General features: G+C 73.0%; 17 protein-coding genes and 1 pseudogene. 12 read left to right on the top strand and 6 right to left on the bottom strand.

Features of this window, described 5'->3' with window-relative positions; genetic code table 11:
• Window positions 1-222: 222 nt before the first annotated feature.
• On the top strand, window positions 223-1620 hold the full coding sequence (locus tag ABZW17_RS24355; protein WP_354818346.1) for an endo-1,4-beta-xylanase: 1398 nt from the start codon (window positions 223-225) through the stop codon (window positions 1618-1620).
• 47 nt (window positions 1621-1667) lie between these two features.
• Here the strand turns inward: ABZW17_RS24355 and ABZW17_RS24350 are convergent, their stop codons facing one another.
• Window positions 1668-2864 (bottom strand): helix-turn-helix domain-containing protein, encoded by a 1197-nt coding sequence (locus ABZW17_RS24350; RefSeq protein ID WP_354818343.1) that lies wholly within the window; start codon window positions 2862-2864, stop codon window positions 1668-1670.
• Window positions 2865-3029: 165 nt separating this feature from the next.
• Here ABZW17_RS24350 and ABZW17_RS24345 point away from each other — a divergent pair, with 165 nt between their 5' ends.
• The 7 genes and pseudogenes from ABZW17_RS24345 to ABZW17_RS24315 all read left to right on the top strand — a co-directional run bounded on the left by ABZW17_RS24345 (window position 3030) and on the right by ABZW17_RS24315 (window position 9906).
• Window positions 3030-3287, top strand: a complete 258-nt coding sequence (locus ABZW17_RS24345; protein ID WP_354818340.1) for a phosphopantetheine-binding protein — start codon at window positions 3030-3032, stop codon at window positions 3285-3287.
• Window positions 3284-4524: pseudogene (locus ABZW17_RS24340) on the top strand (beta-ketoacyl-[acyl-carrier-protein] synthase family protein). Before ABZW17_RS24345 ends, ABZW17_RS24340 begins: the two are co-directional and overlap by 4 nt.
• A gap of 19 nt (window positions 4525-4543) precedes the next feature.
• On the top strand, window positions 4544-5548 hold the full coding sequence (locus tag ABZW17_RS24335; protein WP_354818480.1) for a ketoacyl-ACP synthase III: 1005 nt from the start codon (window positions 4544-4546) through the stop codon (window positions 5546-5548).
• Complete coding sequence (locus ABZW17_RS24330; RefSeq protein WP_354818337.1) at window positions 5545-6303, top strand: glycosyltransferase; 759 nt, start codon at window positions 5545-5547, stop codon at window positions 6301-6303. Before ABZW17_RS24335 ends, ABZW17_RS24330 begins: the two co-directional genes overlap by 4 nt.
• Entirely contained in the window at window positions 6300-7481 is a 1182-nt protein-coding gene (locus tag ABZW17_RS24325) for a cytochrome P450 (RefSeq protein ID WP_354818334.1), read from the top strand. The genes ABZW17_RS24330 and ABZW17_RS24325 overlap by 4 nt, the downstream gene beginning before the upstream one ends.
• On the top strand, window positions 7478-9016 hold the full coding sequence (locus ABZW17_RS24320; RefSeq protein ID WP_354818331.1) for a class I adenylate-forming enzyme family protein: 1539 nt from the start codon (window positions 7478-7480) through the stop codon (window positions 9014-9016). The genes ABZW17_RS24325 and ABZW17_RS24320 overlap by 4 nt, the downstream gene beginning before the upstream one ends.
• Complete coding sequence (locus ABZW17_RS24315) at window positions 9013-9906, top strand: NAD(P)-dependent oxidoreductase (protein WP_354818328.1); 894 nt, start codon at window positions 9013-9015, stop codon at window positions 9904-9906. Before ABZW17_RS24320 ends, ABZW17_RS24315 begins: the two co-directional genes overlap by 4 nt.
• On the opposite strand, the gene ABZW17_RS24310 is transcribed toward ABZW17_RS24315, so the two are convergent.
• Window positions 9896-10465, bottom strand: coding sequence for a TetR/AcrR family transcriptional regulator (locus ABZW17_RS24310; protein WP_354818325.1), 570 nt, complete (start codon window positions 10463-10465; stop codon window positions 9896-9898). The two genes, ABZW17_RS24315 and ABZW17_RS24310, sit on opposite strands and share 11 nt — an antisense overlap.
• Window positions 10466-10589: 124 nt before the next feature.
• On the opposite strand from ABZW17_RS24310, the gene ABZW17_RS24305 reads away from it, so the two are divergent.
• The gene (locus tag ABZW17_RS24305) at window positions 10590-11126 is read left to right on the top strand and encodes a hypothetical protein (RefSeq protein WP_354818322.1); all 537 of its coding nucleotides are present in this window, start codon (window positions 10590-10592) and stop codon (window positions 11124-11126) included.
• Here ABZW17_RS24305 and ABZW17_RS24300 read toward each other — a convergent pair.
• Window positions 11114-11689 (bottom strand): TetR/AcrR family transcriptional regulator, encoded by a 576-nt coding sequence (locus ABZW17_RS24300; RefSeq protein ID WP_354818319.1) that lies wholly within the window; start codon window positions 11687-11689, stop codon window positions 11114-11116. The genes ABZW17_RS24305 and ABZW17_RS24300 overlap by 13 nt on opposite strands.
• Before the next feature lie 103 nt (window positions 11690-11792).
• Between ABZW17_RS24300 and ABZW17_RS24295 the strand changes: the two genes are divergently transcribed.
• Window positions 11793-12842, top strand: coding sequence for an aldo/keto reductase (locus ABZW17_RS24295; protein WP_354818316.1), 1050 nt, complete (start codon window positions 11793-11795; stop codon window positions 12840-12842).
• Between the two features lie 20 nt (window positions 12843-12862).
• Here the strand turns inward: ABZW17_RS24295 and ABZW17_RS24290 are convergent, their stop codons facing one another.
• Window positions 12863-13111 (bottom strand): hypothetical protein, encoded by a 249-nt coding sequence (locus ABZW17_RS24290; protein ID WP_354818313.1) that lies wholly within the window; start codon window positions 13109-13111, stop codon window positions 12863-12865.
• Window positions 13112-13132: 21 nt separating this feature from the next.
• Window positions 13133-13429: a hypothetical protein gene (locus ABZW17_RS24285; RefSeq protein ID WP_354818310.1), complete on the bottom strand. Its 297-nt coding sequence runs from the start codon at window positions 13427-13429 to the stop codon at window positions 13133-13135.
• 266 nt (window positions 13430-13695) lie between these two features.
• On the opposite strand from ABZW17_RS24285, the gene ABZW17_RS24280 reads away from it, so the two are divergent.
• Window positions 13696-15435, top strand: coding sequence for a protein kinase (locus ABZW17_RS24280; RefSeq protein ID WP_354818307.1), 1740 nt, complete (start codon window positions 13696-13698; stop codon window positions 15433-15435).
• Window positions 15436-15482: 47 nt separating this feature from the next.
• Here the strand turns inward: ABZW17_RS24280 and ABZW17_RS24275 are convergent, their stop codons facing one another.
• Window positions 15483-16475 carry an SEFIR domain-containing protein gene (locus tag ABZW17_RS24275; RefSeq protein WP_354818304.1) on the bottom strand — a complete coding sequence of 331 codons (993 nt, stop codon included), beginning with the start codon at window positions 16473-16475 and terminating at the stop codon, window positions 15483-15485.
• A gap of 318 nt (window positions 16476-16793) precedes the next feature.
• Between ABZW17_RS24275 and ABZW17_RS24270 the strand changes: the two genes are divergently transcribed.
• A complete protein-coding gene (locus tag ABZW17_RS24270; RefSeq protein WP_354818301.1) occupies window positions 16794-19496 on the top strand; it encodes a BTAD domain-containing putative transcriptional regulator in 2703 nt (900 codons plus the stop codon).
• The last annotated feature ends 6 nt before the right edge of the window (window positions 19497-19502 follow it).

Below are 19502 nucleotides of genomic sequence, written 5' to 3'. Positions count from 1 at the left end.
GCGGTGGGCGCCGCTCGTCGTCAGCACCACGGCGGCGACGACGGCGACCGGATGTCTCCAGCTCGTGCAACCCTCCCGGCCGGATTCCTTCGCCGGGGACATCGCCGCGCCGGGGTGATCGGGTGCAGGTAATTTTCACGCTTTCGAAAGTTGGCCGAAACTTTTTGCGTGCCCGCGGAACGCCGTGCTGTGCTGGCCTTTCAGCCCGGAAGGAGACCACGGATGGCAGAAAGTTCCCCGGACCCGCGTCGGCGGCGGTGGTGGCGGTTGCCGGCCACCCGCGTGCTGGCGGGGGTGACCACCGTCGCCGCGACCGCGGCCGTGCTGGTGACGGCGCCCGGTGCGGACGCCGCCGCGAGCACGCTCGGGGCCGCGGCCGCCCAGTCGGGCCGCTACTTCGGCACCGCGATCGCCGCGGGCCGGCTCAGCAACTCGGCCTACACCACGATCGCGGCCCGCGAGTTCAACATGGTGACGCCCGAGAACGAGATGAAGCCGGACGCGACCGAGCCCAACCAGAACCAGTTCAACTTCTCGGCCGGCGACCAGGTCTACAACTGGGCGGTCAGCCACGGGTCCCGGGTCCGCGGGCACACGCTGGCCTGGCACGCGCAGCAACCCGGCTGGATGCAGAGCATGAGCGGCAGCAACCTGCGCAACGCCATGATCAACCACATCCAGAAGGTGATGGCCCACTACCAGGGCAAACTCGCCTACTGGGACGTGGTGAACGAGGCGTTCAACGAAGACGGCAGCCGCCGGTCGTCGAACCTGCAGAGCACCGGCAACGACTGGATCGAGGTCGCGTTCCGGACCGCGCGGGCGGCCGACCCGTCGGTCAAGCTCTGCTACAACGACTACAACATCGACAACTGGAGCTACGGCAAGACCCAGGGCGTCTACCGGATGATCCAGGACTTCAAGTCGCGCGGCGTGCCGATCGACTGCGTCGGCCTGCAGGCCCACTTCACCGGCGGCAGCTCGGTGCCGGGCAACTTCCAGCAGACGATCTCCAGCTTCGCGGCGCTCGGCGTCGACGTGGCGCTGACCGAGGTCGACGTCACGAACGCCAGCACCTCGCAGTACTCGGCGCTGACCCAGGCGTGCATGAACGTCGCGCGCTGCGTCGGCATCACCGTGTGGGGTGTGCGGGACAGCGACTCGTGGCGGTCGGGCGAGAGCCCGCTCCTGTTCGACGGCAACGGCAACAAGAAGGCCGCCTACACCTCGGTTCTCAACGCCCTCAACGCCGCCGGGCCCGGCCCGAGCACGACACCGACCACACCCACGACCCCCACGACCACCCCGACGGACACCACGACCCCGACGACCACGCCCACCACACCGGGTGGCGGCAGTTGCACGGCCACGCTCTCGGCCGGGCAGTCGTGGGGTGACCGGTACAACCTCAACGTCTCGGTCAGCGGGTCCTCGTCGTGGACGGTCACGATGAACGTGCCCAGCCCCGAACGGATCAGCGCCACCTGGAACGTCAACGCCACCTGGCCGAGCAGCCAGGTGCTGATCGCGACACCCAACGGCAACGGCAACAACTGGGGTGTCACCATCATGACCAACGGGAACTGGACCTGGCCCAGCGTCAGCTGCAGTTCTTCCTGACACCGCACGAGTTCGTGCAGGCCGCCTCGGAGTCCGCGAGGCGGCCTTCACGGCTTTTCGCGGTGGGCCATCAAAGCGAGCCGGCAACAGAGCTGGTGGCGGTCGTCCTCCAGGGACGCGCCGGTGAGCTGCTCCAGCTTGCGCAGCCGGTTGAGCACCGTGTTCCGGTGGCAGAACAGCAGTTCGCCGGCACGGGTGGGGGAGCGGCCCGCGCGGAACCACGCCCGCAGCGTCTCCAGCAGGACGTGCCGTTCTTCGTCCTCGAGCTCCAGCACCCGGCCCAGCGTCCGGGCCGCCAGCCGCTGGGCCAGCCGCGGGCTGGCGACGACCAGCGCCTCGGGCAGCCGGTCGTCGAGGACGGCGAGGCCCGGCACGTCCGGCGCCTGGGTGGACAGCGCGATTTCGGCCAGCTGGTAGGCGATGCCGATCTCGGCCAGGCCGTCGACCTCGCCGGAGAGGCCCGCGCGGTGGCGCAGGTGGGGCGCCAGCACGGCGGCCAGCCGGTCGGCGGTGACCCCGCCCAGCTCGACCAGCCACACCACCCGGTCCCGGTACGGCGCCACGACCACGCGCGCGCCCAGCGCGGCCAGTTCCGGCATCGGCGCCGGGTCTTCGGCGCCCAGGTCGCAGACCACCAGGACCACGACGTACCGGCCGTGCCCGGGCAGGCCGAGGTCGGCCTCGGCGTCGGCGGCCACGGCCGGGTCCGCACCGCGGCCCTCGACGAGCACCCGGACCAGCCGCTCCCGGCGCCGGTTCGCCCGCGTCTGCAGCTGGATCTCCCGCGACCGGTAGCCCTCGACCATCGCCGTCGAGACGCGGTCGGTCGCCTGCCAGAGCACCATCACGCTGTCGACGAACTCGGTCAGCTCGTCCGGTGACCGGCGGCGGGCCGCGGCCAGCAGCATCTCCCACAGCAGCTCGGTGCCGAGCCGGAACAGGTGCAGCACGGCTTCCAGGGGCACGCCCTGTTCGGCGCGGCGGCGGCCGGTGGCCAGCGGCGCCGCGATCCAGTCGGCCCGCGTGCCGGGCCCGTCGCGCATCAGCACCAGCGCGCTGCGGGCGTTGTCCATGAAGGACTGCCGCATGTCCGCGGGCGCCACCCAGTCGCCGTGCGCGTAGAACGTCGTCTCCTCGACCGCGCCCCGCTCGACCAGGCGGTCGGCGAACACGGGCAGCTCGGTGAGGACGACGGTGGCCACCTCGCGGATGACCCTCCTGGACGCGTGCGGATGCCCCGGCATCCGCCGACCCTAGCGCCGGCGGGCTGGGCGGAAGCCGCGAACCGGCTGTGCGCGGCGCACAACGGGCCCGGAACCGGCGCCACCCGTCAGCTGTCGGTCAGCGGCCGTTGCCAGCGTGCACGGCGTGGCCGACCGGGCCGCGCACCCGACCCGTGAGAGTGACCCGTGAGCCCGTCCGACGACATCGAGCACACCCTGGCCCAGCTGATCCGGAAGGTGTCCGGCACCGACCCGCTGGCGCTGTCCGCCGGGCGCCCGCTGACCGGGCTGTCGCTGCGCGAGGAACTGGACATCGACTCCCTCGCCATGGTCGAGCTGACCGACGAGATCGAAACCAGCTACGGCCTGACGATCCCCGAGGACGGCCTGCACCGGCTGCAGACCTTCGGCGACGTCGCCGACTACCTGCGTGCGGCGGCGTGAACAGCCTGCCGCGCACCGGCATCGAGGTCGTCGTCACCGGCGTCGGCGCGACCACCCCGCTGGGCGGCGACGTGCCGGCCACCTGGCGGGGGCTGCTCGACGGCCGCTCCGGCGCGTCGGCACTGGACACGGAGTGGACCCGCGACCACGGCTTCCCGGTGCGCATCGCCGCGCGGCTGGCGGCCGAGCCCGAGCTGGACTACGTCGAGCTCAAGCGGATGGACCGGGCCGAACAGCTGGCCGTCGTCCCGCCCGGCAGGCGTGCCGGGACGCGGACCTGGGCGAGGACACGGTGGAACCCGAGCGGTGCGGCGTGGTGATCGGCACCGGGATCGGGGGCGCGACGACGCTGGTCGCCCAGCACGACGCCCTGCGCGACCGGGGGCTGCGGGCGGTGTCGCCGCAGCTGATCCCGATGGTGATGCCCAACGGGCCGGCCGCGCTGGTCGGGCTCGCCCTGCGGGCCCGGGCCGGGGTGCACGCGCCGATGTCGGCCTGCGCGTCCGGGGCCGAAGCGATCGCCTGGGCCTGGCGGATGATCATGGCGGGCGAGGCCGACGTCGTGGCCGCGGGCGGCACCGACGCCTGCATCACCCCGGCCATCATGGCGGGCTTCACGCGGGCGCGGTCGATGAGCACCCGCAACGCGAGCCCGGAGACGGCCTCCCGCCCGTTCGACGCCGGCCGCGACGGCTTCGTGCTGGGGGAGGGGGCCGGCGTCGTCGTGCTGGAGCGCGCGGACTTCGCCGCGGCGCGCGGCGCGAAGGCGTACGGCCGGCTCGCCGGCGTGGGCATGAGCAACGACGCCCACCACATCACCGCCCCCGACCCGGACGGCGCCGGGCAGGCCACCGCCATCACCACCGCCCTGTGCCGCGCCGGCCTCGCCGCCGCCGACATCGGCCACGTGAACGCGCACGCGACGGCCACACCCCTGGGCGACCTGACCGAGAGCGCCACGATCCGCCGCGTCCTCGGCGACGGCCCGGTGGTCACCGCGCCGAAGGGGGCGCTCGGCCACCTGCTCGGCGGCTCCGGCGCGGTCGAGGCGATCGCGACCGTGCTGTCGGTCCGGGACGGCCTGGTGCCGCCCACGGCCAACCTGGACAAGCTCGACGACCGGATCGGCCTCGACGTCGTGGCCGGCGCGCCCCGCGAGGTCCGGCTCACCGCGGCGATCAGCAATTCGTTCGGTTTCGGCGGGCACAACGTGACGCTGGCCTTCACCGGCGTCTAGGAAGGACACTGTCTTGAACGTGACGATCGGCGGCGTGTCCGCCCACCTGCCCCCGGCCCTGCTCGCCGACCGGGAGATCGAGGCGCGCATCGGCCGCGAGAGCCCCGGCTTCACGCCCCGGCCGGGTGCCATCGGCAAGCTCAGCGGGATCCGGACGCGGCACCGGGCCGCCGAGGGCGAACAGGCGTCCGACCTCGCCGTGACCGCGGCCGCGAAACTGCTCTCCGACACGGGACTGGCCGCGTCCGATGTGGACCTGCTGCTGTTCGCCTCGGCGTCCCAGGACCTGATCGAGCCGGCCACGGCGCACATCGTGGCGGCCAAGCTCGGCGCGTCCTGCCCGGTGTTCGACGTCAAGAACGCCTGCAACAGCTTCCTCAACGGGATGCAGGTCGCCGAAGCGCTCATCCGCGGCGGGCAGTACCGGCGCGTCCTGGTCTGCACCGGCGAGACCGGTTCCCGGGTGGTCCGGTGGTCGGTCGCGGACCGCGAGCAGTTCGTGGACTCCCTGGCCGGCTACACATTGTCCGACGCCGGCGCGGCGATGCTGCTGGAGGCGTCGGACGAAACCGGCGTCTTCTACCGCGACTTCACGGCGGACTCGGCGAACTGGAACGTCAGCTCGATCCCGGGGCACGGCGGCGCCGACTCCCGCGACCCGGTCGCCGACGGCTACATCCGCGGCGAAGGCCGCGCGCTGATGGAGTCCGTGGTGCGCGGCATCCGGCCGCAGCTGGACGCCGCGCTGGCCCGCACCGGGCTGAGCCGGGACGACTTCGCGGTGTTCTTCGTGCACCAGGTCGGCGTGCCGCACCTGCGGGTGTTCGTCGAGCACAGCGGGGTGCCGGAGGACAAGCTCGTCGTGACGGTCGCCGACCACGGCAACGTCGCTTCGTGCAGCCTGCCGCTGCAGCTGAGCCTGGCGCTGGAGTCCGGCCGCTGCGGCCCCGGCGACAAGGTCGCGTTCGTCGGGCTGGCCGGCGGCACCAGCATCGGCGTGCTCTTCGCGGAGCTGCCGTCGTGAGCGACCGGCTGTGGGTGGTCATCCCCGCGTACAACGAAGAAAAGTGGATCGAAGGCCCGCTGCGGTCGCTGGCCGCCCAGCGCTGCACCGACTTCACCGTGCTGGTGGTGGACAACGCGAGCACGGACGCGACGGCCGACGTGGTCCGCGCGTTCGCCGCGGCCCACCCGGAGATGGACGTCCGGGTGATCGGCGAACCGCGGAAGGGCACCGGCGCGGCCTGCGACACCGGCATGCGGCACGCGATCGGCCTCGGCGCGACGCACCTGGCCCGGACCGACGCGGACTGCCTCGTCGCTCCACAGTGGACAGAGGCGGTGCTGCGGGGCTTCGCCTCCGGGCTGGAACTGGTCGCCGGCCGGTTCAAGGCGCGCACCGACGACTTCGCCGTGCCGCGCTCCGAGCGGGCCGTGCTGGCGTTCCTGGTCGCGTTCGGCGGGTACGCCGCCCGGTTCAAGCGCGCCAACCGCGGCCCGGAGTACACCGGGCCGTACCTGCTGTGCGCCGGCGGGAACACCGCCATCACCGCGCGCCTGTACGAGCGGTGCGGCGGCTACCCGCGGACCTCCATCGAGGAGGACCACGAGGACCGCACGCTGGTGAACCGCGTCCGGTGCGTCACCCGCTCCGACGGCAGGCGGCGGGACATGGTCGTGTACTGGTCGCAGCGGCGCACGAAGGCGTGGGGCATCCGCAACACCTTCGCCTGGTACACCAGCCACGGCTACCGCGGCGAGACGGTGGACGTGCGATGAGGGCGGCCGCGCACGAACTGCGGGTGCAGCTGGCGGCCCACCCGCTCGCGTACCCGGCGATCCGGCTGCTCGGCCGGCTCGGCCCCGCGGTGCGGGTCCCCGGGCTGGGCGTCGTCGTGAACGAGGCGGCCGTGGCCCGGGAGGTGCTGACCGACACCGGGACCTTCCGCAGCGGCGGCGGTACCGACGCGGACCTGTGGACGCCGGTCTTCGGCCCGTCGATGCTGGTCAACATGGACGGCCCGGAACACCGGGCGATGCGGCGCAAGCTGGCGGAGTTCTTCACCCCCGGCTACGTCCGCCGGCTGGTCGAGGCGGTGTGCACGGAACCGCTGGCCCGGGTGGCCGAGGCCCTGGACCGCGGCCGGCCGGTGGACGTCGTGCGCACCACGAAGATCGTCGCCGGCGCGCTGACCAGTGCGCTGGTCGGGTTCACCGTCACCGGCTCGACGGCCGAGCGGGAGGCGGCGTACCTGCGGATGACCGGCCAGGCCACGGCGATCATCGGCCTGGTCAAGCTGGGCCGGCTCAGCCTGACCGCCCAGGAGGTCACCCGGGCCCGCGCGATCGTCGCGGAGATCGGCACCACGACGTCGCTCGCCTGGGCGGCGGGCGACGAAAACACCGCGGTCGGCCGGATGCGCACCTTCGGGCTGACCGAAAGCGAGGCCCGCGGGCTCGCGTCGGCGTTCCTGATCGCCGGCACCGAGACGATCGCCGGCCTGCTGCCCCGGCTGGTCGCGGTGCTGCACGACCACGGCGAACTGGCCCGCGTCGCGGCGGCCCACCGGGCCGGTGACCCGGAGCCGGTGGCGGCCGCGATCGCCGAGACGGCCCGCCTGATCACCCCGGCACCGATCATCCTGCGCAACGCGGTCCGGGCCGGCCGGATCGGCGGGGTCGCGGTCCGGCCCGGTGACCGGGTCGTCGTGTCGACCCTCAACTGCGCCCGGGCCTACGGCCGGTTCGACCTGGGCCGGGCGCACCCGCCGGAGCTGCGGCACCTGTGGTTCGGGGCCGGGCCGCACTTCTGCCTCGGCTACCCGCTGGCCATGGCCGAAATCCACGCCGTGCTCGGCGCCCTGTTCGACCACACGCCGCTGCGGATCACCGCCCGCCGGGCCGAATCCGGCGTGCTCTTCCCCGCCTACCGCCGACTGGAGGTCAGCCGCGCATGAACGACCTGGTGACCCGGTTCCTGGACACCGCCGGGGAGCGGCCCGGCGAGGTGGCCGTGATCGACCCGGACGGCCGCACGACGACGTTCGGCGAGCTGCGCCGCCTGGCCCTGGAGGTGAGCACCGGCCTGCGGGCCGAGGGCCTGGCCCCCGGCGACGGCGTGCTGTTCGCCGTCCGGAACTCGGCCACCGCGATCGGGGTGTTCCTGGGTTCGCTGCGGGCCGGTGCGGTGGTCATCTCGGCGGACACGGCCGTCGGGCCGGCGCTGGTGTCGGCGCGGCTGCGCGCGTACCGGCCGCGGTGGCTGATCGCGGAGTCGCCGTTCTTCACCACCAGCGTGGTGGGGCCGGTCCGCGCCTTCTGCCGGCGCCGCGGCTGGCCCGTGCCGGACCTGCGGCAACCGATCGCCGACCCGGGGATCCGGACCGTCCACATCGGACGTCGGTGGCCCGGGGTGCCGCGCTCGGCGCTGGCGCTGAAGGACCTCTTCGACCGGGTGCCCGCCGCTCCCGCCGAACCGGACGAGGACGCGCCCGCGCTCGTCGTGTTCACCTCGGGCACCACCGAGCAGCCGAAGGGCGTCGTGCACTCGCTGCGGTCCCTCACCGCGGCGGTGACGATGCTCGGCGGCCACCTGCCGTTCGCGCCCGGGGACGTGATGCACGCCGACGGCATCCTGGCCGGCCTGCCCGCGTTGCTGGGCGGCGCCCGGCTGTCCCTGCCGAAGCCGTCCGCGCCGCCGAAGCGCTTCGCCGCGGACCTCGCGGACCGGCGGGTGACGCACGCCTACGGGGTGCCGGTGCACCTGGCCGAGGTGTTCGGCGTGCTGCCGCGCTGGCCGGACCACGTCCGCCACCTGGTGATGGGGTCGGCGCCCGCGGCCCCGGCCGTGCTGCGGCAGGCGCTGGCCGCGGTCCCCGGCGGACAGGTGCGTTCGATCTACGCGATGACCGAGGCGATCCCGCTCGCCGTCGCCCGCGCGGAGGAGAAGCTGGCGCACCTGGAGCAGGGGCGGCCGGGCGATCTGCTCGGAACGCCGTCGCCCGGGGTGACCGCCCGGATCGCCGCCGACGGCGAACTGCTGGTGTCGGCGCCCAACGCGTGCCTCGGCTACCTGGGCGGCCCGCCGCTGACCGAGCTGGCCACCGGCGACCTGGCCCGGCTGGACGACGAAGGCCGGATCGTCATGACGGGCCGCAAGAAGGACATGCTCATCCGGGGCACGTACAACATCTACCCGGGGCTGTACGAGCCGTCGATCGCCCTGCTCCCCGGCGTCCGCGAGGCGGCGATGGTGGGGACGCCCGATCCGGTGACCGAGGACGAGACCGTGGTGCTCGCGGTGGTGGCCGACAGCGACGAGGCCGACCCCGCCCGGCTCGTCCGGCGGCTGCGCCGGCAGCTGCCGGGCCTCATCGACGCCGAGGCCGTGCCGGACCGGATCGTCGTCCTGCCGGACCTGCCGCGCTCGGGCCGCTCGCGCAAGCTCGACCGCGGCCGCCTGCGCGAGCTGGTCACCGCGAGCCGGCCATGAGACTGGCGGTGACGGGCGCGACGGGTTTCGTCGGCGGCGCGGTCTGCCGGGCCGCCACGGCGGCGGGCTGGGCGGTGACGGCGTTCGGCCGGCGTGCGACGGCGGACGGCCGCGACCTCGGCGGCGCGGCCTACCGCTCCTGGGACATCGGGGCGGCCAAGCTGGCCGACCCGCCCGAGGTCGACGCGGTGGTGCACTGCGCGGCGTCGGCGACCGACACCGGCGTCGCGGCCGAGGTGTGGCGGACGAACCTGCTCGGGACCCACCACGTGCTGGTGTCGTTCCCGGACTGCCGCATCGTCCACGTGAGCAGCGCCAGCGTGTACGACCCGTTCCGGCCGACGGTGCGCGCGAAGGAACACGAAGCCCCGGTCAGCCGCTACCTCAACGCGTACGCGGCGGCGAAGGCGGCGGCCGAGCGCCTGGTCCTGGCGGTCGGCGACCACCCGGTCGTCCTGCGGCCGCACGCGGTGTACGGCACCGGGGACACGACCCTGCTGCCGCGGCTGCTGGAGAACGTCCGCGCGGGCCGCTTGCTGGTGCCGGGCAACGGCCGGGTCCTGGTCAGCATGACGGCGGTGACCGCCCTGGCCCGAGCCTGCCTGCTGGCGGCGGCCGGCCCGGCGGCGGGGGTGTTCAACATCGCGGACAGCGAACCGGTCCCGATCGACTGGGCGCTGCGCGGCCTGCTGGCCTCGGCGGGTGTTTCCGTCCGCCCGGCGTACGTCCCGGCGGCGTTGCTGGCCCCGGTGGCGCGGGTGTTCCCGAAGGGGCGGTTGAACCGGTACGTGATCAGCCAGTTCGCGGTGGAGCGGACCTTGGACATCACGGCGGCGGTCGACCGCCTGGGCTACCGGCCGGGCCCGACGGTTTTCCCGGCTAGGTCGTGACCCGGGCGTCCCGGTACCGCAGAATCCCTTCCACGCCAAGGAGAAAGGTCTCGCAGATCGGCGCCGGGTCCGTCAGGCAGCCCGCCGCCATCGCGCCGTCGCGGAGCAGGACGAAATGGCGGGCCGCCGGTTCCGGGGCCGGTTCGCCCGTGGCCGACAGCAACTCCGTCACCGTGCTCAGGAACCACTCGCGGTGGGCCAGCACCGCCCGGTGCACCGGGTGGTCCGGGTCCGGGTACTCGGCCGCGGCGTTGAGGAACGCGCAGCCCCGGAAGCCGGGGGACCGGATGCCGTCGGCGATCGTGGCCGCGACCGCGCGGACCACGTCCGCCGGTTCGCCGCCGGCCGCGCGGGCCGCGTCGACCTGGGCGCGGATCGCCTCGTCGGCCGCCGACAGGTACGCCACCAGCAGGTCGTCCTTGCTGGGGAAGTGCCGGTACAGCGTGGCGCGGGTGACGCCGGCGTCGGCGATGACCCGGTCGATGCCGACCGAGTGCAGTCCCTCGGTGTAGAACAGCCGGCTCGCCGAGGCGAGCAGCCGGGCTCGGGCTTCGGACACAGTTCTCCCGTTTCGCCGTCGGTACGTCCGCAGCCTAGCAGATAGAACGGTCGGTCTTGACGGCGGCGACGTCCCGCTGCCATAGTCGCCGACGAGACAGATCGTTCTATCTACCGGAGGACCCATGGACGCCGAGATCGCACCGACCCTGCGCCGGCTCTACTTCGCCCGCTTCGCCTTCGCCCTGATCTGGGCCGGCCTGCTGTTCACGACGGCGTCGAGCCTCGGGCCGGTCAGCGTCGCGCTGCTGGTGCTCTACCCGCTGTTCGACGTGGCCGCCGCCGTGATCGACGCGCGCACGTCGAAGGCGGGGACGCTGTACGTGAACGTCGTGATCAGCCTGCTCGCCGCGGCGGGGCTGGCCGTCGCTGCCGCGTCCGGGATTCCCGGCGTCCTGCGCGTGTGGGGGATCTGGGCCGTCGTGGCCGGTCTGGTCCAGCTCGTCGCCGGGGTCGCCCGGCGCGGACTGGGCGGGCAGTGGGCGATGATCCTCAGCGGCGGGATTTCCGTGCTGGCCGGGACTTCCTTCGTCATCCAGGCCACAAAGGACGGTGCATCGCTGGCCGCGCTGGCCGGGTACGCGACGCTGGGCGGCGTGTTCTTCCTCGTCTCCGCGCTGCGCTTGGGGACGCGGAGCCGGCGCGCGGCTCAGGTCGGCTGAGGCGGCGCCTGCAGACCGGTGAACACCGCGGCGATCAGGCGCCGCCCCTGGGCGGCGCCCTCGTCGTTGTTCGCGACGCGCCACAGGAAGCTCATCAGCATGATGATGTCCGCCGGATCGTGCCCGGCGGCGATGGTGCCCTCGGCCACGCAGGCGTCGGCCAGCTTCTTCACCGCCGCGGACGTCGGCCCCCAGGACGCGTCGATCATGTCCTGTGCGGCGGCGCCGTGCAGGGCGTCGCCGAGGCCGTGCTTGATGCGGATGTAGCCGGCGAGCGTCTCGAACCACTCGACGAACGCGGCCTTCGCCGACGCGTGCCGCGCCAGCACCTCGTCGGCCGTGGTGGTCAGGCGCTCGATGTCGTGCTGGTAGGCGGCGAGGATGAGGTCTTCGCGGGTGGGGAAGTGGCGGTAGAGCGTGCCCGCGCCGACGCCGGCGCGCTTGGCGACGTCGCTCAGCGGCACGAGCGGGTTCTGCGCGAACAGCTCGTGGGCCGCCTCGATGATCGCGACGCGGTTGCGCGCGGCGGCCTTGCGCTGGGTGCCGTACGTGCCGTCGGTCATGGGCCGATCATGCCTCATCTTTGACTTGCGGAGAATCCTCCGCTAGTTTGGCGGTCACTTGCGGAGGATCCTCCGCAAGTTTCCGGCCCCCGGGAGACCTCTCATGCGTTACGTGAAGCTCGGCACCACCGGCCTGGACGTCTCGCCCATCGCGGTCGGCGCGATGAGCTACGGCGAACCCGACCGCGGCCACCCCGTGTGGTCGCTCGGCGAGGAGCGGGCGCGCCCGTTGATCAAGCACGCCCTGGACGTGGGCATCAATTTCTTCGACACCGCGAACATGTACTCGAACGGCTCCAGCGAGGAGATCCTCGGCCGCGCCCTCAAGGACTTCGCGGTCCGCGACGAGGTGGTGATCGCGACCAAGCTCCGCCACCCGATGCGGCCCGGCCCCAACGGCCGCGGCCTGTCGCGCAAGGCGGTCATGACCGAAGCGGACCATTCCCTGCGCCGTCTCGGCACCGACTACATCGACCTCTACCAGGTCCACCGCAACGACCACGCCACGCCGCTGGAGGAGACCCTCGAAGCGCTCGGCGATCTGGTGAAGGCCGGCAAGGTCCGCTACCTCGGCGCGTCGTCCATGCCCGCCTGGGAGTTCGCCAAGGCGCTGCACCTGCAGCGGCAGCACGGCTGGGCCCGGTTCGTCTCGATGCAGGACCACTACAACCTGCTCGCCCGCGAGGAGGAGCGCGAGATGATCCCGCTGTGCCTGGACGAGGGCGTCGGCACGATCGTCTGGAGCCCCCTGGCCCGCGGCCGCCTCGCCCGCGCCTGGAACGACGCGAACGCAACGGCCCGCGCCACGACGGACGGCGCCTTCGCCGACCTGCTCTATTCGCCCGCGGAGGAGGAATCGAACCGCGCGATAGTCGACGCGGTCGGCCACATCGCGGCGGCCCGCGGCGTGAGCCGCGCCCAGATCGCCCTGGCGTGGCTGCACCGCCACCCGGTGGTGACGGCCCCGCTCGTCGGAGCGGGCTCGGCGCAGCAACTCGACGACGCGGTGGCGTCGTTGGACGTCGTCCTGACGGACGAGGAGGTCCGGGAGCTGGAGGCACCGTACACGCCGCGCTACGACTTCCAGGGGGTTTCGGACGAAGCCGGCCTGGACGCGATCCGGGCCCGCATCCCCGGCATGGCGGTGAAGTAGCGCGGCGGGACCCGGCGGTTTCAGAAGATGATGAAGAAGATGAGCCGGCGCGCCTGCCAGGTCCAGATCCGGTAGGCGTAGTAGCCGGTCGCGCCGGACAGGGCCAGCGCGAGCAGGCCCTGCCCGACCATGTCGGCGGTGAACATCGTGAACGCCCCGATGACCAGGGCGATCGTCCAGAACGTCCAGGTGAGGCCGTAGAACGCGCGCTTTCCCTGGCTGTAGGGAGTCGCCGGGCGGGTCCGGGCCGGCTGCTGTCCGGTGGTCATTTTCTGCTCCTAGGGTTTTCGTCAGCGGAGACCGAACGAGATTTCGAGCTCGTTCAGCCGGTCGTCGGGGTGTTTCGGGCAATAGGCCAGGAAATCCTTCCGGAAGCCCCCGGTCGCGATGCGGTCGATTTCGGTGGTCTGATCACGGGATTTGGCCGACCAGCGGGCGGCCAGGTCGAGTTGCTCGGACTCGGTCCTCGTGAGGTAGTCCGAACACTTGATGTTCAACGGGTCCGCGCTGCAGGAAACGGCGGACCCGCCGATCGTGGCGGCCGCCATGGTGGCGGCGATAATGCGTTTCGGGTTCATCGTGGCCATCCGTTCGAACAGATTGTTCCCGGCAGTCGCGACGGCGTTCCCGGTCGTTACGGCCCTGCTCTCCGGCGTCTCGGGAATGTGATGTGGCCACTCCACCGCGTCTCCGGTTTTCCTGGAGCTTTCCTCCGGGAAACTGGTCAGATCCCGGACATTTAGCGGGAGGATCCCGGTTTTCGGTAGCGAGTGTGCTGTCGTCTCCGACTGTCGTGCCACAACGCCAGGTGCTGTCGGGCGGATGGGCGAGTGCTGTCGAAGGGTGGAAAAGAATGGAGCCTGAGTTCGCCGGGCGCTACCGGCTCGGGGCGGAACCGGCGCGGGGTACGGGCGGGACTTTCCGGGCCGCGGTGGATCCGGACGGCCGGGAGTTCGTGTGCCGGCAGCTGCCGGCCGGGCGCGCCGAGGGCCGTGCGGCGTTCATGCGCGAGCAGTCCGTCCTCTTGGGACTCGTCGACCCGAACCTCGTGACGGTGCACGACCTGCTCACCGAGGGGGACGTGGTGACCCTCGTGCAGGACCCGGTGCACGGGGGTTCGCTGCGCGACCGGCTCGACGCGTCGGGAACGCTGCTGCCGAAGGAGATCGCGCGGATCGCCGCCGGTGTCGCCGGTGCACTGGCCGCGCTCCACGGTGCCGGAGTCGTCCACGGCGACCTGCGCCCGGAGCACGTGCTGATGGACGACTCCGGATCCGTCCGGGTGCCCAAGCTCACCGGCGCCGGGTTGTTCCGGATCGTCCCGAAGGACCCCGGAACCTCGATGCGGGAAGCGTCGAAGTACCTCGCGCCGGAGGTCGTGGGCGGTGGCGAACCGGCCGAGGCGGCGGACGTCTACGCGCTCGGGGTCGTGATCTACGAGCTCTACTGCGGGGTCGTGCCCTTCCCCGGCGGGTACGTCCGGCGCGAAGACGAAGAACCCGGCCGGCCGGGCGACATGCCGGACCCGCTCTGGGAAGTCGTGCGGTTGCTGCTCGCGGTGGACCCGGCGCTGCGCCCGGCCGCCGGCCGGATCGGTGCGGTGCTCGAAGCGATGGTGCCGGACCTGGCGAACAGCCCCGTCGGGCCACGGCTGGCGCGTCCGCCGGTGCCGACCTACGGGCGGCAGCAGAACAGGACCGGCGCGATGCCGCCGCCGGGGATCGGAGAAACGGTGTTCGACACGCCCCTCACCGGCCCGCCGCCCGCGCGGCGGCGGAAGCGCAAGCTGGTCCCCGTCCTGGTCGTCGGGGCGCTGGCGGTCGCCGGGACGATCACGGCGCTCAACCTGGGCTCCACGCCGGCGCCACCCGCCGCGCCGCCGGTCGCCGCGGCCTCCCCCTCGGCGGCGGTCACCACTTCGGACGTGGCCACGACGACCACTTCGGCGGCGCCGTCCGTCGCGCCCGACCTCGTCGGCAAGAAGCTGTCGGAGGCGCAGGACCTGCTGGGCAACGGGGTCCAGGTCGAGACGGTCGACTCCATCGAGCAGACGGCGGCTCCGGGCACGGTGATCGGCCAGGACCCGAAGGCCGGTGCCGCCCTGTCCGGGCACATCAAACTGACCGTCGCCCAGTCCGCGGTCGAGGTCTACCTGGCCGACCTGCGGCCGGTCAACGGCAGCTCCTGGTCGAACGACAGCCAGCCCGGGAACATCGCGGGCAAGAGCTACCTGCACACCGTTTCGAAGAGCGTCTCCTCCTGCCCCGACACCGGAGCGATCGAGTACAACGTGTCCAAGGGGTACCGCCGGTTCGTCACGACGGCGGGCATGGACGACAACTCGGGAGACTCCGGGCTCAAGGTGCAGTTCGAGGTGTTCGGTGACGGCCGCAAGCTGAAGTCCGTCACGCTGGAGCTGGGGAAACCGACTCCCCTCGACGTCGATCTGAGCGGCGTGCTCCGGCTGCGCCTGTCCTGGCAGATCGTCAACCCGAGCTGCAGCGGCGGTGTCGGCGGGGACGCCTTCGACCTGGGTGAGGCGAAGCTGCTCGGCTTGCCGGGCGAGGCGCCGACGCCGACGACGACGAGCTGAGCACGGCGGTCGAGGGCCCGGCGCGGATCCGCGCCGGGCCCGTCGCGCTATTCGACCAGCGTCGGGTCGCCCCAGGCCAGCGAAGGCAACTGGTTCGACCGGCCGACCGCCATCGCCGCGCCGGCGGCCAGCGGGTGCAGGGTCATTCCGGGACGCCACGCGACCAGCTTCATCCGCAGCACGTTGATGAGGTCGCACTGGATCCAGGCCGGCTCGCCGATGCGTGTTTCGTACTGGCCCTGGGGCACGTTGTCGAGGAACACCTGGAAGTGGCCGACCTGGTCGGCCTCGTCGGCGTCGTCGAGCACCCCGGCGACCGACTCGAAGCGCCGGTACCGGCGGCTCAGGTTGAATTCGACGACACCGCGCGGGTCGTTGGCGAACAGCTGCGGCCGGTAGACGATGCTGGTGCCGCGGTGCATGCCGTCGATCTCGGCCCCGGTGAACCGGATGTCCGACGTGCTCGCGACCGGTTTGAGAACCGTGGTGAGCAGCTGGGCGCCCCCCGCCGGCCGGCTCGCCTGCCGCGCCCCCACCCAGTCGCCGATCCTCGGTGGCGTGAACCGGGGGACCCCGGTGAACGCGGCCAGCAGGCTCGCGGTCCCTTCCAGGGTGAATTCGGTGATCTCGTACCGGGTGGTCGAATGGGCGTTTAGGAACGAGGGAATCTCGGCCACGCTGCGCCCGGGCAGCACCACGGGAAGGATTCTCCGGGTTTCGCGCGGCAGATCCCGGGTCAGGTTGTCCCGGATCATCGCCGCCTCGAACTGGGAGCCGCGGCCGACGTCGGAGAGCTCGTCGCCCTCGGCGCGGCGCTTGTAGGCGGGAGAGGCGATGGCCAGCACGAAGTCGGCCTTGGTGAGGTGCTGGGCGGCCCACAGCGACCAGTCGAGCCGGTACCCGTCGACCCATTGGTCGAAAAATACCTCGACGCCCAGCTGGGCTTGCAAGAAAGTGGCGAACTGCCGGACGAGGTCCTGGTGTTCGGTCGAATCGTGCGCGTAACTGAGGAAAACCCGCGGGTGTTCTCCGATGCTCATCCAGTTTTTCCTTGGGCTCCGGTGCCATTTGCTCCGATTGAACACCGAGAATTGCGGTGCGGCCGTCCGCAGGCCGGATTGTCCGGCTTCTGTCCAGTCTCCGGCCGCTCGCCGCGGCCGCCGGGTCCGCGCCCGGCGGTCCCGGTGGAGGGCGCGACCCCCAACGACGCGCCCGCCACCGGGTCGCCCCGGCATTCCCCCTCTTTCGCCGTGGCCCTAGGGTTCCGGACGCCGTCCTCGTTTCGTCCTCGCGGTGGTTCACCTGCGGGTTCCGGGACCCGGGGCGCGGGCGACGGGCTCGAGGCGAGGGGGAGATCGATGCGGTTCCGGATTCTCGGGACGCTGGAAGTGTGCGCCGACGGGGATCGGGTCGCCCTCGCCAGCCCGCGTCAGCAGCGGGCGCTCGCCGCGCTTCTGCTCAACGCCAACTCCGTCGTCCCGGTCGAGCGGATGATCGATGCGCTCTGGGAAGACGAGCCGCCCGTGACCGCGGCCAAGCAGGTGCGGAATTCCGTTTCGGCGTTGCGCAGCCGGCTCGGTGCGGCCGGTGCCTCGATCGTCACCGACGGGCCCGGGTACCGGCTGCGGACCGACGACGGTGAGCTCGACGCCCTCCGGTTCCGCCGGCACGTCGCGGCCGCGCGGGCGCTCGCCGGGCAGGCGAAACTCGTCGACGCCGTCGAGGAGATCCGGGCCGGGCTCGCGCTGTGGCGGGGTCCCGCGCTCGACGGGTTGCGGACCACCACGCTCGCCGGGCGGGCCGCCGTGCTCGACGAACACCGGGCCGAAGCCGTGGAACTCGGTGCCGGGTGGCAGCTGCGGCTCGGTGAAGCGGGGGAGGTCGTCCGCCGGCTGACGGAGTTCTGCGGGGAGCACCCGATCCGCGAATCGTCCCACCTGCTCCTGATGCGCGCCCTCGCCGAGGAGGGCCGCTACGCCGAGGCGTCGACGCTCTTCCACGGCCTGCGCCGGCGGCTGGCCGACGAGCTCGGCGTCGACCCGAGCCCCGGCCTGCGGCGGCTCCACGAGCGGATCCTCGCCGAGGCCACCCCCGCCGAGCCGCCCGCCACGGTTCCGGAACCCGCGCCGCACCACCGCTTCGACCGCGCGGTCGCCGAACTGGCCGAAGCCGTCACGTGGCAGTGGCGCGCCGAAGCCGAGCTGCGCTCGCTGCACCGGCCGCAGCCGATCGCGCTGCGCTGGTCGGCCGTCACCCGCCCCGGAAGACCCGCGCTGCGGGGCGATCTCGACGACATCGCCGACGCTTTCGCCGCGTTGCCGCTGCCGCAGCTGGTCGTGCTCGGCGAGCCCGGTTCCGGCAAGTCGGTGCTCGCGCTGATGCTGACGCTGGAGCTGCTGCGCGTCCGCACTCCGGGCGCGCCGGTCCCGGTCCTGCTGTCGCCGGCGTCCTGGGACCCGCGGCGGGAGCACCTGGACCGGTGGCTGGCGGGCCGGCTCGCCGACAACCACCCGGCGCTGCTCAACCCGCGGGAGTACGGCCGGGACGCGCCCACCCGGCTCGTCCTCGGCGGCCACGTCCTCCCGGTGCTCGACGGCCTCGACGAGCTGCCGCCCGACCTGCGCGTCGCCGCGCTCGACGCGCTGGACCAGGCGATGGCGGTGGGCCGGTCGCTGGTGCTGACCAGCCGCTCGGCCGAGTACGAGCAGGTCAGGCGCGAATCCGGGCCGGTGTTCAGCGGCGCCACCGTGGTCCGGCTCGAACCCGTCGCCCGGCAGGAAGCGCTCACCTACCTGGCCTCGCGCCAGGGCGCCGGCCACGACCGGTGGCGCCCGGTGGCCGAGCGGCTGGGCCGGGAACCGGACGCGCCGCTGGGCCGGGTGCTGCGGACGCCGTTGATGGTCGACCTCGCGCGGATCGCCTACGGCCGTCCCGGCGCCGATCCCGCCGAGCTGCTCGACGCCGACGACGCCGGTGTCCTCGAAGGACACCTGCTCGACTCCTTCGTCCCCAACGCCTACGCGCAGGTGCCGCAGCCACCGGGCCGGAACCCGAAGACCAGCCCGTCCGGGCGGTACACCGCGGAGCAGGCGACGCACTGGCTGGGGTTCCTGGCCCGGCACCTCGAGCGGACGCGCAGCCGGGATCTGGCCTGGTGGCAGCTGTACCGGGCGGTGCCGGTCCGCACCCGGTCGGGGCTCGTCGGCGCCCTGGTCGCGCTGTTGTTCGCCGTCACCGGCTGGGTCGACGACGGCCCGGGGCTGGCCGCGATCTACGGCCTCTCGTTCGGCGGCGCCGCCTACCTGACGCACCGCTTCGGACGCGCGCCGGAGCCGCTGCGCACCGAACTGCGTTTCGCGGGCGCCGCGGGCAGGTTCGCCGGCCGGTTCGCGCTCGGCGCCGTCATGGGTGTCCTGCTCGGACTGGGCTGGTCGCTGGCCACCGGCCTGGTCGCCGTGCTGGCGCTCGTGTTCGGCCTGGTGGTCGCGGTGCACGTGTGGCTGGCGAAGCCGGTCGACGCCAGCCGCGTGGCCGGCCCGGGCACGATCCTACGCAACGAACGGACCGGCGCGATCGCGTTGTCGGGCTCGTTCCTGGTTTCGCTGGGGTTGTTCGACGGGATGGCGTTCGCGTTCACCGCGCAGACGCGGTTCCTGCCCGTCCTGGGCGGCCGGTACGACCTGGCGCTGGCCGTCGCGGGCGGGCTGGCCGGCGCGCTGTTCGGGTTCTTCATGGCCCGGGGCGTCGCCGCCGTGTGCTACGGACTCGCGGGCGCGATCGCGGGCGGCCAGGTGTTCCCGCCGGCGACGAACCCGGTCCTGCCGCTCGTGGTCGGCGTGTGCTTCGGGGGCGGGATCGGCCTGGCGGTGCTGGTCACGCGGGCGTGGGGCAGCTACTTCGTCCACCACGTCTGGCTCGCGGCGACCGGCCGCCTGCCGTGGCGCCTGATGCACTTCCTCGACGACGCCCACCGCCGCGGCGTCCTCCGGCAGGCCGGTGGCGTCTACCAGTTCCGCCACGCGCGGGTGCAGGAGCGGCTGGCCGCCACCGAGCCCGGCTGATCTAGC

It is taken from the genome of Amycolatopsis sp. NPDC004625, assembly GCF_040609695.1.
In the GTDB taxonomy this organism is placed as follows: domain Bacteria; phylum Actinomycetota; class Actinomycetes; order Mycobacteriales; family Pseudonocardiaceae; genus Amycolatopsis.
This window is presented reverse-complemented; position numbering and strand designations above follow the sequence as displayed.